Source organism: Streptomyces spiramenti (genome assembly GCF_012034385.1).
Classification (GTDB): domain Bacteria; phylum Actinomycetota; class Actinomycetes; order Streptomycetales; family Streptomycetaceae; genus Streptomyces; species Streptomyces spiramenti.
Genome location: NZ_JAAVJB010000158.1, coordinates 1 through 12,395, shown reverse-complemented (window position 1 = coordinate 12,395; position 12,395 = coordinate 1). Strand labels below are relative to the sequence as shown.

Below are 12,395 nucleotides of genomic sequence, written 5' to 3'. Positions count from 1 at the left end.
GGTCGGTACCGGTTCCCACCGGTACCGACCGCCGCCGCCGTGTGCCGTCAGACGCCCGAGTACGAGTGCAGGCTGTTGGCGAAGAGGTTCACGCCGTAGTAGTTGATCAGGAAGCAGACGAAGGCCGCGATCGCCAGGTAGGCGGCCTTGCGGCCCCGCCAACCGGCGGTGGCACGGGCGTGCAGGTAGGCGGCGTACCCGAGCCAGGTGATCAGCGACCAGACCTCCTTGGGGTCCCAGCCCCAGTAGCGGCCCCACGCGTTCTCCGCCCAGATGGCGCCCGCGATGATCGTGAAGGTCCACAGCGGGAAGATCGCCGCGTTGATGCGGTAGGCGAACTTGTCGAGGCTGACGGAGGTGGGCATGCGCTCCAGCACCGACGAGGCGAACCGGCCGGGCGTACCGCCCGAGGCGAGCTTCGACTCGTACCGGTCCCGGAAGAGGAACGCCACGGTCGCGACCATGCCGAGGTAGAACATCGCGCCGCAGACGATCGCGAGTCCGACGTGGATCCAGAGCCAGACCGACTGGAGCGCGGGCGGCAGCTGGTCGGTCTCGGTGTGCAGCACGGTGACGGCGAGGCCGAGGTCGAGCAGGACGGTGGTGACCAGCGGCAGGCCGATCCAGCGGACCTTCCGCCCGGCGGCGAGGAAACCGAGGAAGCCGAGCACGGCGACGGCGGAGAAGGCCGTGGAGAACTCGAACATGTTGGCCCACGGCGCCCGGCCGACGGCGACGGCCCGGGTGATGACGCCGCCGAAGTGCAGCAGGAAGGCGAGCGTCGTCAGCGAGATGGCCACTCGGCCGTAGAGGTCTCCCTGGCCGTCGCCGCCCGAGGCGCCCGGGCCGTCCGGCAGGTGGTCGCGGGAGGGCGTGGAGGAGCGGGTGACGACCTTGGGCCGGTCCAGCACCTTGGCCGATCCGCCCTTGCGGACGGTGACGGCGGGCCCGCGGGGCGCGTCGCCCGCGTCCTCGGTCCCGTCGGACTCCAGGTCGGCGTCGGTCCCGTCGGTCGCCTCCCGGCCGTCGGCGCCCGTGCCCGCGCGGCCCGCGCGCCCGGCGGTCAGCGCCGTCGCCGTGCGGGAGACCCGGCTGCGGCTGCCGAAGATCCACTCGGTGATGTACGCGATGAACGCCAGGGCATAGACGACCATCGCGGTGTAGATCATGAGCTTGCCGAAATCGGCGAGCTCGGCGTCGGCGGCAAGCAACACGGAACTACTCCTTCACGTCTTCGCTGCGGCTGCCGGAGGCAGCCTCGGGGTCGGTGGCGGTCCCGGGCGTGGCATCGTCCGGGGCCGCGGCGGCTCCCCCGGGCGGCGGGCCGGCGGTGCCGGTGCCGCTCGCGGAGCGGGTGCCGGGGCGTCCTTCCCCGTCCCCGGACGGTACCGGGCCGGGGTCCCGATCCTTCGCGGCGTCCGGGCCCGTGCCGGGCCGGTCGTCCGCCGGACCGGTCGGGTCCTCGTCGGGCGCGGCGTCCGCCGTGTCCTCGTCGTCGGGACCGTCCTCGTCGGCCGTGTCCTCGTCGTCGGGCCGGTCGTCCTCGGCCCGGTCGTCGCCGGGCTCGTGGAGCATCGGGGCGGCGGGCTGGAGCGCCATCGCCAGCTCGGCGAGCTCCTCGGGGACCCGCGCGGACTCCGAGCGGCCCAGGGAGGCCATCTCGACGACGGTCACCCCGTCGGCGCCGGCGGTCGCCCGGACCCAGACCCGGCGCCGCTGGATCAGCAGCGAGGCGGCGAGCCCCGCGACGGCGCCCACGGCACCGACCAGAGCCCAGCCGTTCCCCGCCGAGCTGGAGACCTGGAAGGTGGCCCAGCGGTCGAACCCCTCGAAGGTGAGCGTGCCGCGGTCGTCGGGCAGCTCCCACTCCTCGCCGGGCAGCAGGTTGATGCGCAGCGGCTCGTCGTCCTCGTCGGTGAGCTGCTCCATGTACCGGGTGTCGAGCTGGTACACGTTCTGCGGGATGCCGGAGTCCAGCCCGAGGTTGCCGTGGTACGCGTTGAGCGTGAGGGCGGGGAAGTCCGGGTCGGGGAAGGTCGAGTGCGGCCCGCGCTCGGCGGTGAGGGCGAACGTCGGGTTGAAGAACCCCTGGAACGCCATCTGGTCCGGCTCGCCGTCCGGCCCCACGTAGTCGGTGACCTTGACGACGCCGGTGGAGCTGAGCGCGTTGTCCTGCGGGATGAAGGGCACCGGGCCGCTGAAGGCGACCTCGCCCTGCCCGTCGACGAGGGTGACGCGCGGCGCGAAGCCGTGGCCCAGCAGGTAGACCTTGGCGTCGCCGATGTGCAGCGGGTGGTTGACGCGCACCGACGCCTCGGTGCCCTCGGTGTCGCCGTCCCGCCAGTAGGTGATGTCGGCGCGGAAGTCGCGCGCGGAACCGAGGTCGGGGCCCTCGCGGACGAAGTCGGCGTGGAACTCGTCGAGGTCGAACGTGAACCGCTCCAGGTCGTCCACGTCGAAGAGCGTGCCGGAGGAGAAGTCGTCGTACTGGGTGAGGGTGTTGGTGAAGCCGCTGCCGACCGTCACCAGCTTGCCGCCCTCGGAGCGGAAGAGCGCGCCGGCGGCGAAGGCGATCAGCATCACGACCAGCGCGACGTGGAAGACGAGGTTGCCGGCCTCCCGCAGGTAGCCCTTCTCCGCCGCGACCGAACCGCCGGTGGCGTGGGCGCCGGCCGCGGGGACGGCGGAGCCGTCGACCCGGAACCGGCTGCGGCCGAGCAGTCGTTCGGCCTCCACCAGCGCGTCGCGCGGCGCCGCCTCGGTCCGCCAGGTGGTGTACGCGGGCATCCGGTCCAGCCGTCGCGGGGCGCGCGGCGGGCGCCCGCGCAGTTGGCCGACGAACTGCCAGGCGCGCGGCAGGATGCAGCCGATCAGCGAGGCGAAGAGCAGCAGGTAGATCGCCGAGAACCAGACCGAGCTGTACACGTCGAACAGCTGGAGCCGGTCGTAGACCGACGCCAGCGTCGGGTTGCCCTCCCGGAGTTCGGCCGCCGCCACGGGGCTGGCGTTCTCCTGCGGGATCAGCGAGCCGGGGACGGTCGCCAGCGCGAGCAGGAACAGCAGGATCAACGCCACCCGCATCGAGGTCAGCTGGCGCCAGATCCAGCGGGCCCAGCCGACGGCCTCGCGCCACGTCCAGGCGAGACCGCCGCCGAGGCCGGGCTCCCGGATGCCGCCGAAGGACCCGGCACCGGCCGGGTCGCCGCCCGCCGGGTCGCTCCCGCGCCGTGCGGCGGCCTCCCGCTCGGCGTCGGTACGGGGCGCGGTCGAGAGCCGGGAGGCGTCGTCGCCGGCCTCTCCCGGCTCGTCGCGCCCGTCGGGGCCGGCGCTGGTGGGGTCGCTCTGCTCACTCATCGGCTGGTCGCTATCGCTCGGTCGCCGGCATGCGTGCCGTCGGCTCGGTCGCCGGCGTGGCTGCCGCCGGCTCGGTCGCTGGTGGGGCGGTCGCCCCGCCCGGCCACGGTCGGCCGGGCGGCGGTCACGGCCCGTGCCGGGGCCGCGTGAACGGCCGAGCCGGCGGTGGGCGGGCGGGGCGGGGTGCGGGTGCGGCCGGCCATCGGATCAGATCCACACCTGGAAGTCGGCCGACCAGACCATCAGTTCGTAGACGATCAGGTCCCACAGGCCGGTCATCAGCATGAGGCCGGTGGCGATCATCATGCCGCCACCGATGCGGATGACCCACTTGTAGTGACGCTTCACCCAGCCGAAGGCGCTCAGGCTGCGGCGGAACGCCAGCGCCGCGACGATGAACGGCACGCCCATCCCGATGCAGTAGGCGACCATCAGCACCGCGCCCCGGGCCGCGGTCGCCTCCTGCATCGCGAGGAAGTTCACCGCGGCCAGCGTCGGGCCGATGCAGGGCGTCCAGCCGATGCCGAAGACGATGCCCAGCACGGGGGCGCCGGCCAGGCCGAGGCCGGGCCGGGTGTGGATGCGGAACTCCCGCTGGCCCAGCCGAGGGAACAGTCCGAGGTAGAGCAGCCCCATCAGGACGATCAGCGCGCCGAAGACCCGGGTCAGCACCTCGCGGTGCTCCTGGAGGAGGTAGCCGAACCCGCCGAAGAGGGCACCGCCGGAGACGAACACGGCGGAGAAGCCGAGGACGAAGAGCGAGGCGCCCAGCAGCATCCGGCCGCGGCGCGCCTCCGCGAGGTCCGCGCCCCCGACACCGGTGACGTACGAGAGGTAGCCGGGAACGAGGGGCAGGACACACGGCGAGAAGAACGAGACCAGCCCGCCGATGAGGGCGAGCGGCAGCGCCAGCAGCAGTGCGCCGCCGAGCACGGTCTCGTTGGTGTCGGTGACCGCCGCCAGGACGTCCATCAGGCGTCGTCCGCGGCGCCCTCGGCGCCGCCGTCCGCCGCCTCGTCGCCCTCGGCGAGGACCGGCTCGATCATCCCGCGCAGCTCCTCCTCGGTCAGCGCCTTCACCGCGCGGGCGGCGATGTTGCCGTCGCGGTCGATGACCAGCGTGGAGGGGATGCCCTGCGGGGAGAGCGTGTTGGCGGGGAACTCCAGGATCAGGCGGCCCTTGGGGTCGTAGAAGCTCGGGTAGTCGATGCCGAAGCGCCGGTCGAACGCCTGGGCGTTGGCCGGGTCGTGGTCGCGGACGTTGATCCCGACGAACTGCACGCCGTCGTCGGCGAGGTCCTCGGAGACGGCGGCGAGGTACGGGGCCTCGGCGCGGCAGGGCGCACACCAGGAGCCCCAGACGTTGAGGACCAGGACCTGCCCCGCGTAGTCGGCCAGCGCGATGGGCTCGTCGTGGGTGGTGTCCCCGGTCAGCTCCGGCGCGGGGAGCCGGTCCCCGACGGGGACCGAGGTGATCACGCCGCTGCCCTCCACGAACGCGCTGCCGTCGGAGGACGCCTCGGCGCCGCTGCCCTCGCCACCGCCGCAGGCGGTGAGCGCCACGGCGGAGAGCGCGAGCGCGGCGGCGGTCAGCGCGGAGCGTCGGTACGCGTCACGGCCTCGGGACGGGTCGCTCTGGATCATGTGAAAAGTTTCCCATGCGGTCCGCGGCGATCTTCCGCGCCCCCCTTGTCCGGAATGTAAGGAACGGATAAGGAAGCGCGGCGGACGGCCCGGCGCCCGCCGCGAGGCCGCTGGTCGGACCGACCGCCGCCGCCCCGCACACGACGGGCGCGGGGCGGGGCAGGGACGGGGCGGGGTCAGGCGCCGGCGCCGCGGGCGCCGCCGGCCCGCAGGTGCACCGGGACCAGCTCGATCGCCGGCTCGGTGTACCCGACCGAGACGATCTCGTCACCGAGGAAGGTGAAGCTGGTCAGCGACGCCAGCGTGCACTGCCGCTTGCGCGGGTCGTGCCACAGCCGCCGCCCCTCGACATGGCTGCGCAGCAGCCAGATCGGCAGCTGGTGGCTGACGCACACGGCCTCGTGGCCGCGCGCGGCGTCCCGGGCCGCCTCCAGCGCGCCGCGCATCCGCACCACCTGGTCGAGATACGGCTCGCCCCACGACGGGCGGAACGGGTTGTACAGGTGCTTCCAGTTGCCCGGACGGGACATCGCGCCGTCGCCGACCCCGAAGGTCTTGCCCTCGAAGACGTTGGCCGCCTCGATGAGCCGGCGGTCGGTGGCGACCGTGACGTCGTGCTGCGCGGCGATGGGCAGCGCCGTCTCCTGCGCGCGCTCCAGCGGGGACGAGACGACGTGGACGACGCCCCGGCCACCGAGGTGGCGGCCGACCACCTCCGCCATCTCCACGCCCTGATCGGAGAGGTGGTAGCCCGGCATCCGGCCGTAGAGCACGCCCTCCGGGTTGTGGACCTCGCCGTGGCGCACCACGTGCACGACCGTCCTGACCGGTGAGCCGTCGGCCCCCGGAGTCGCACCGGCCCCGGCGGCGGGGTCCGGCGTGGCGACGGCCGGGGAGTCGTCCCCGGCCGTTCCGCCCGCCGCTGTCCCGCCGCGCTGCGCCGGCGGGGTGGCCGTCACGTCTCTGTCGCTGTCCGCTGTGCCGGTCATCTGTGCCCTTTCCTGTGGTTCACGGCCCGTCGGCCGCTGTCATCCGGGTGACGGGCGGCCTCACTCGCCGCTCTCGTCGGTCGCCCGCGCGGCAGCGCGGGCGGCATCCGGGAGTGCGGCGGCGATGCGCTCGACCGCCCGGTCGTCGTGGGCGCTGGAGACGAACCACGACTCGAAGGCCGACGGCGGCAGGTACACGCCCCGCGCGAGCATCGCGTGGAAGAACGCGTTGAAGCGGAACGCCTCCTGCGAGCGCGCCCCCGCGTAGTCGGTCACCTCGGTGTCGGTGAAGAAGACGGAGAACATGTTCCCGGCGACCTGGAGCCGGTGCGCGACCCCCTCCGCCGTGAGGGCCTCGGAGACCAGGGTGCGGACCTGGAGCGAGGCGGCGTCCACCCGCGCGTAGGCGTCGGCGTCGAGAAGCCGCAGCTGCGCGAGGCCGGCGGCGGTGGCGACGGGGTTGCCCGAGAGGGTGCCCGCCTGGTAGACGGGACCGGCCGGCGCGAGGTGCGCCATCACGTCGGCCCGCCCGCCGAAGGCCGCCGCGGGGAAGCCGCCTCCCATGACCTTCCCGAAGGTCATCAGGTCGGGCGCCACGCCGTCGACGCCGTACCAACCCTCACGGGTGACGCGGAAACCGGTCATGACCTCGTCGGAGACGAACAGCGCGCCGTTCTCACGGCAGATGTCGCGCAGCCCGGCGTTGAACCCCTCGCGGGGCGGCACGACGCCCATGTTTCCGGGCGACGCCTCGGTGATGACGCAGGCGATCTCGCCGGGGTGGGCGGCGAACGCGGCGCGCACGGCGTCGAGGTCGTTGTAGGGCAGCACCAGCGTCTCGCCGGCCTGCGCCCCGGTGACGCCCGGGGTGTCGGGCAGTCCGAAGGTGGCGACGCCGGAGCCCGCCGAGGCGAGCAGGGCGTCGACGTGGCCGTGGTAGCAGCCGGCGAACTTGACCACCTTGGCGCGGCCGGTGAAGCCGCGGGCGAGTCGGATCGCGGACATGGTCGCCTCGGTGCCCGAGGAGACGAGCCGCACCTGGTCCACGGGGGTGATCCTGGCCACGATCTCCTCGGCCAGCTCCACCTCCCCCTGACCCGGCGTGCCGAAGGAGGTGCCGCGCCCGACGGCGTCACGGACCGCCTCCGTCACGGCCGGGTGGGCGTGGCCGAGGATCATGGGGCCCCAAGAGCACACCAGATCGACGTACTCACGTCCGTCGGCGTCGGTGAGGTAGGGACCGGTACCGGACACCATGAAACGGGGCGTTCCACCCACCGCGCGGAATGCACGCACCGGTGAGTTCACGCCCCCTGGTGTGACAACCGCCGCGCGGTCGAAGAGCGTCTGCGAGACTGGAGCATCGTAGGAGTAGGTCACGCGACCATGGTGACATCAGGCCCGTTCCGCCGTGCCTCCGGGCGTTTCGCCGGTGTCCGGCTGGGGGAAGGCCACAGAGACGATGATCGGGTTTACGCGGCCGGGGTCGCGGCGAGATCGGGCGGTGACATGCAGCGCGGCGGTGGCGGAATCGGCGAGGGCACCGGAGACCTCGGGCCCGAGGTGCCCCCGAGCGATGCGCGTGGCCGACACCGACGCAGACGCCGCCGGCAGCCCCGGGCCGAGCAACCCGTCGCGGACGGGGGGCGCGCGGCGCGCATGGACGTGACGTACAAGTACTTCGGCGCACCGAACGGCGCGACCGCGGCTCGGGTCCCGACCTCCATGCGGCCGGAGGAGCTGGGCGGCGACGAACTCGGCCAGGGCATGTTCACCAGCATCAAGCCCGAGACGATGGCCGCCATGGTCCTGACGGGGATAGAGGGCGTGCCGCTGCACCGGGTACCGCCGCTGGAACTCGTCGTGCTCCACCCGGACTACGCGGTGGTCAAGCTCCCGACGACCGTGGTCGACCCGCTGCGCGGCATCGGCGAGGAGACGGTCGGTGCCGCCGCGTTCATCTGGTCCACCGTCCCGGACCGCAGCGGACCCCGCGACGCCTTCGGGGTCTACCGGTTGCTCCACGAGTGGCAGGACTTCTCCCGCCGGCTGCACGAGGCCGGGCACCAGCCGTACTGCCTCGTCTGGCCCTGAGCCGAGCTGAGCTCCGCCCGCCTGACACGGCGGGTTGGCCTGGCGCGGCGCCGCCGCCGGGCCACGCGATCCGCCCCGCCGCCTCGTTCGCGCACGCGTCCGAATCGCGGGGCACCGCCGCCGGGTCGCACTCGGCCGGGCGGGGCGCGGCCCGCTCCCCCGTCGCTCCGTCGGCCGCCGCCTCCCTCCCGGGCGGCACCCCCGCCCCACCCGGCCCCCGCCCCGCACCCCGGCGGGTGACGGGTGGGCCGGGTCCACTCCCCCGGCGGGGGCGCGCGCCCGGTGGCTCTGACGCCCCGGAGACCCGCCGTCACCCACCGCGACAGCCGCCCGTGGCCGTGTCCGACCGTTCCCGGCCATGCCGCGCCGCGCCCGTTTCGGTGTGGTGTACGTTGCCGATCCCCGTCGTGTACCGGCCTCGTACCGGTCCGGGATGAGACGGCGGCGGCCGGGCAGGTGCCCAGTAGACTCCCCCGTCATACGAGCGAGCGAGGAGGCGGACCGCGTGCTGCGCAGAGCGACGACCACCGGTTCGAGCATGCTGGTGGCGACGGCGCTGACCGTGGGTCTCACGGCGTGCAGCACCGACCCCGGCGACGACGGTCGCAACGGCAGCAGCCCCACGGGCAACGCCCTGGCCCAGCCCGGACGGCATTCCGGGCTGCCGGAGCCGTGCGGCGCGCCCAGCGAGGAGCGGTTGCGCCAACTGCTGCCGGAGGCCGACGCGGAGGTCCTGCGCGGTGAGCCGCACATGACCTACGACACCGGTCGCCGCTACGGCTGCGACTGGGTGAGCAGCGGCGGCGACGCCTCCCGGACGCTGACGGTCGACTTCCTGCGGGTGATCTCCTACGACCCCGAGGTCAGTGACAACGACCTGGCCGCCGAGGACTTCGCGCGGCGCGCGGAGACGGCGGGCATCGACCTCGACGGCGGGCCCGGCACCACCGGCTCCGTGCCCGGGACCGACGCCGAGGACCCGGCCGACGACCGCGAGTCGTCGGGGGACCCCGACGCCACGGGGGACGACGAGGGCAACGACCCGACCCCCCAGGGCAGCGAGGACGAGGTCCGCCCCGAGGGCGAGTACGCCCCGCGGGCGCTCCAGGGGATCGGCACGGCGGCCTACGTGGACGACCGGCTGACCGACGACGGCGGACGCCGCGACGTGTCCCTGGTCTTCCACAGCGCGAATGTGATTGTCGCCATTGACTACAGCGAGGCGCTCAGCGACTCCTGGCGCGAGCCGGACAGCGCGGCGCTCCAGGAGCGGGTCAGCTCCCTCGCCTCCCAGCTGGCCGAACGCTTCGACAACTGACGCGAGTCGGGCCCCACGGGCGCGGGCGCCCGCCGCCGCGCGGCGGGCCGGACGGGGCCCCGCTCCCCGTGGCGGGCCGCCCCGCGTGGGGGACACCACCCGCGCGGATGGCCCGTGGCGGTCGCGGTCCGGCGTAACGTTCCTCTGACGGGCCCGCGGCGGAAGAAGGTACCGGGCCCGGTGCAGACATCCTTCGAGGAGTAACTGATGGACCGCAACGTCCGGCCCCTGGCCGGCTCCCTCCGCGGCGCCGGCCCAGCGCTGGCCGCGGCCCTCGCGTCCGTGCTGCTGCTGGGCGCGTGCAGCTCGGACTCGGCCGACGACGGTGACACCAGTAGCGACGACGCCCCGGCGGCCGAGGAGCCCGGCGCACCCGAGGAGGTGCGCTACGCGGAGCTGCCCAACGCCTGCGCGACCCTCGGCGACGAGACCGTCGAGGAGGTCGTGCCGGAGGCGGGTGAGGAGAAGGAACTCCCCTCCGCGGACGTCGCCGCGACGAGCGCCTGCATCTGGAGCGGCCTCGACGGGTACGACTTCCGTTCGCTGACCGTCACCCTCAAGCGCTTCGACTCCGACGAGACCCTCGGCGGAGGCGACGCCCGTGCCGAGACCTTCCTCCAGGCCCAGGCGGCGGAGATCGCCGACGACCCGGCGGTCGAGGACGTCGTCGAGACGGCGCCCGAGGGCGTCGGCGACCAGGCCGTGGGCCTCGCGTTCACCTCGGAGAAGGCCAGCGGGGACAGCGAGCGCGAGTTCCGGCAGCAGCGCCTGGTGGTCCGCACCGCCAACGCGGTGGTGACGGTCGACTACGCCGGTACCGGCTTCGAGGACGCGGAGCTGCCGAGCGCGGACGCCATCGAGGAGGGCGCCGAGCGCGTGGCCTCCGAGGTGGTCACCTTCCTGGACTCCCAGGCGGCGGGCGGCGACGAGGCCGACGCCTCCGGCGAGGACGGCTGACGGCTGACGGCTGACGGCTGACGGCTGACGGCTGACGGCTGACGGCTGACGGCACTGCCCGCGACTCGCTGCGGAGCGACGAAACCCGCCCCGGACAGACCTTCACCACACCTTCACCACGACGGCCCGGCACCCCGCACACACTGCGGGTGCCGGGCCGTCGGCGTGCGGCGCGAGCACGGGCGAGGACCCGTCCGGCCCGGTGACGGAACGGGGCACCGCCGGGGAGCGCCACCGGTGACGCGGCCCTCGTGCACCGCCCAATAGCGGAGAAGCCGGGCGCCCCTCCGCGGCGGTGGCTGTGCACCGGACCGTGGACACCGTCGGCGGTGTGCCACGCTAAGCGGACTGGAACACCTGTACGCACAAGCGGTCGTTCCCCCGCAGGCAGCAAACCGAACAGGGAAGGACCGGTCGTGGCGCCCGTCGTCCAACTGACCCGTACCCACCGCATCCTCATCGGCATCATCGTCGTCGGCGCGACGGTGATCGCGGCCATCGGGTTCGTCGGCTCCTACGCCGCCGTCCGCGAACTGGCCGAACGCAAGGGCTTCGGGGACTTCGCCCCGTTCGTGCCCATCGGCATCGATGCGGGCATCGTGGTGCTGCTGGCACTCGACCTGCTGCTGACCTGGATGCGCATCCCGTTCCCGCTGCTGCGGCAGACCGCCTGGCTGCTGACGGCGGCCACCGTGGCGTTCAACGGCGCCGCGGCGTGGGGCGACCCGCTCGCCGTCGGGATGCACGCGATCATCCCGGTGCTCTTCATCATCACCGTCGAGGCGGCGCGTCACGCCGTGGGGCGGATCACCGCGGTCGCCGCCGACAAGCACATGGAGGGCGTCCGGCTCTGGCGGTGGGTGCTCTCACCGTTCCCGACGTTCCGACTGTGGCGACGCATGAAGCTCTGGGAACTGCGCTCGTACCAGGAGGTCATCGACCTCGAACGCGACCGGCTGGTCTACCGCGCCCGACTGCGCGCCCGCTACGGCAGGTCCTGGCGGCGCCGGGCACCGGTCGAGGCGCGGCTGCCGCTGAAACTCGCCCACCTCGGCGTCCCGTTGGACCCCGACGGCCCGATGATCGAGCCCGCGCCCGCACCGGCCGCCGTCGCGGGGACCACGGGTGTCGGCGCGCTGCCGGCGGCGGGCCACCCCGCCGACGGCACCGCGGTGAGTCGACTCTGGAAGGACCGCCGCACCGATGTCGGCCCCGCAGGGAGCAACGGCACGCCCGGCGTCAACGGCACAGTGGCCGCGACCGCTCCGGGCGGGCGCGGCGGCCCGGACCGCGCCGACGACTGGCCCGCCTGGGCCGGCGGGGAGAACGGCGAGGGACCGGCCGGCCGTGCGGACGTTCCCGGCCCCGCCACGGCCGGACAGCCGGACCGGGGCGCGCCCCGTGCTCACGTGCCCGGGGCGCGGGAGGCCGCGCCCGCCGACCCGCTGCCCCACCTCGCCCCCCGCGCGGAACGCCCGGCCGATGCCACGGGCGACGGCGGCCCGGGTCACGGCGACGCGGCGGGGCCGCCGGAGGCGTACGAGCCGCTGCCGGACTTCGCCACCGGCGATGCCCCGTACACCGACCCGCTCGCCGGCCCCTACGATCCGCCCGGCGTCGAACCGTTCACCGACCCGCCGACCGAGACGGTGCCGGGCTCCGGCGGACGGCGGGACCTCAGGGCGCCGTTCCGGACGCCCGACCGCGACGGTGGGGCGCCCGAGGACAACGACGGGGACGCGCCGGTGGGGTTGCCCGCTGGTGGCGACGTGGCGCAGTTCTACTACCGCGCCTACCGGGAACTGCTGATCAACTCCGACGACAACAACCCGCCGAACGCGCGGAAGCTGGCGCGGCACCTCGCCGAGGCCCACGGCGTCCGGAACACGGACGGCAACCTGCTGAGCGAGCGGTACCTGCTCCCGATCGTCCGGGAGTGCAAGGAGCGCTACCGCGCCGAGGTCGGCGTCTTCTGACCCCACCCCGCGGACACGCGGACACGCCGCGAGGGCGGTCGTTCCCCGTCGGGGAGCGACCGCC

The 12,395-nt window shown here is 74.2% G+C and carries 10 protein-coding genes; 4 read left to right on the top strand and 6 right to left on the bottom strand.

What is annotated here, in order from left to right; all coding sequences use genetic code 11:
• Positions 1-47: 47 nt before the first annotated feature.
• The 6 genes from ccsB to hemL all read right to left on the bottom strand — a co-directional run bounded on the left by ccsB (position 48) and on the right by hemL (position 7,366).
• The gene (gene ccsB / locus HCJ92_RS17280) at positions 48-1,169 is read right to left on the bottom strand and encodes a c-type cytochrome biogenesis protein CcsB (RefSeq protein ID WP_167934514.1); all 1,122 of its coding nucleotides are present in this window, start codon (positions 1,167-1,169) and stop codon (positions 48-50) included.
• Between the two features lie 49 nt (positions 1,170-1,218).
• Entirely contained in the window at positions 1,219-3,354 is a 2,136-nt protein-coding gene (gene resB / locus HCJ92_RS17275) for a cytochrome c biogenesis protein ResB (protein WP_167934512.1), read from the bottom strand.
• Between the two features lie 207 nt (positions 3,355-3,561).
• Complete coding sequence (locus HCJ92_RS17270; protein ID WP_167934511.1) at positions 3,562-4,326, bottom strand: cytochrome c biogenesis CcdA family protein; 765 nt, start codon at positions 4,324-4,326, stop codon at positions 3,562-3,564.
• A complete protein-coding gene (locus HCJ92_RS17265) occupies positions 4,326-4,997 on the bottom strand; it encodes a TlpA family protein disulfide reductase (RefSeq protein WP_167934510.1) in 672 nt (223 codons plus the stop codon). Before HCJ92_RS17265 ends, HCJ92_RS17270 begins: the two co-directional genes overlap by 1 nt.
• Positions 4,998-5,173: 176 nt before the next feature.
• Positions 5,174-5,986 (bottom strand): histidine phosphatase family protein, encoded by an 813-nt coding sequence (locus HCJ92_RS17260; protein ID WP_167934509.1) that lies wholly within the window; start codon positions 5,984-5,986, stop codon positions 5,174-5,176.
• Between the two features lie 60 nt (positions 5,987-6,046).
• Positions 6,047-7,366 carry a glutamate-1-semialdehyde 2,1-aminomutase gene (gene hemL / locus HCJ92_RS17255; protein ID WP_167934508.1) on the bottom strand — a complete coding sequence of 440 codons (1,320 nt, stop codon included), beginning with the start codon at positions 7,364-7,366 and terminating at the stop codon, positions 6,047-6,049.
• A gap of 129 nt (positions 7,367-7,495) precedes the next feature.
• On the opposite strand from hemL, the gene HCJ92_RS17250 reads away from it, so the two are divergent.
• The 4 genes from HCJ92_RS17250 to HCJ92_RS17235 all read left to right on the top strand — a co-directional run bounded on the left by HCJ92_RS17250 (position 7,496) and on the right by HCJ92_RS17235 (position 12,331).
• Positions 7,496-8,080, top strand: a complete 585-nt coding sequence (locus HCJ92_RS17250; RefSeq protein WP_167934507.1) for a hypothetical protein — start codon at positions 7,496-7,498, stop codon at positions 8,078-8,080.
• Between the two features lie 505 nt (positions 8,081-8,585).
• Entirely contained in the window at positions 8,586-9,398 is an 813-nt protein-coding gene (locus HCJ92_RS17245) for a DUF3558 domain-containing protein (protein WP_167934506.1), read from the top strand.
• Positions 9,399-9,605: 207 nt separating this feature from the next.
• Positions 9,606-10,355: a DUF3558 domain-containing protein gene (locus HCJ92_RS17240; protein ID WP_167934505.1), complete on the top strand. Its 750-nt coding sequence runs from the start codon at positions 9,606-9,608 to the stop codon at positions 10,353-10,355.
• 416 nt (positions 10,356-10,771) lie between these two features.
• On the top strand, positions 10,772-12,331 hold the full coding sequence (locus tag HCJ92_RS17235) for a DUF2637 domain-containing protein (RefSeq protein ID WP_338054227.1): 1,560 nt from the start codon (positions 10,772-10,774) through the stop codon (positions 12,329-12,331).
• Positions 12,332-12,395 lie beyond the last annotated feature (64 nt).

What these genes read in the sequence shown, in the direction of transcription:
- ccsB (WP_167934514.1), bottom strand. Translation starts at nt 1,169, where the DNA reads ATGATCTACACCGCGATGGTCGTCTATGCCCTGGCGTTCATCGCGTAC.
- resB (WP_167934512.1), bottom strand. Translation starts at nt 3,354, where the DNA reads ATGAGTGAGCAGAGCGACCCCACCAGCGCCGGCCCCGACGGGCGCGAC.
- HCJ92_RS17270 (WP_167934511.1), bottom strand. Translation starts at nt 4,326, where the DNA reads ATGGACGTCCTGGCGGCGGTCACCGACACCAACGAGACCGTGCTCGGC.
- HCJ92_RS17265 (WP_167934510.1), bottom strand. Translation starts at nt 4,997, where the DNA reads ATGATCCAGAGCGACCCGTCCCGAGGCCGTGACGCGTACCGACGCTCC.
- HCJ92_RS17260 (WP_167934509.1), bottom strand. Translation starts at nt 5,986, where the DNA reads ATGACCGGCACAGCGGACAGCGACAGAGACGTGACGGCCACCCCGCCG.
- HCJ92_RS17250 (WP_167934507.1), top strand. Translation starts at nt 7,496, where the DNA reads ATGCAGCGCGGCGGTGGCGGAATCGGCGAGGGCACCGGAGACCTCGGG.
- HCJ92_RS17240 (WP_167934505.1), top strand. Translation starts at nt 9,606, where the DNA reads ATGGACCGCAACGTCCGGCCCCTGGCCGGCTCCCTCCGCGGCGCCGGC.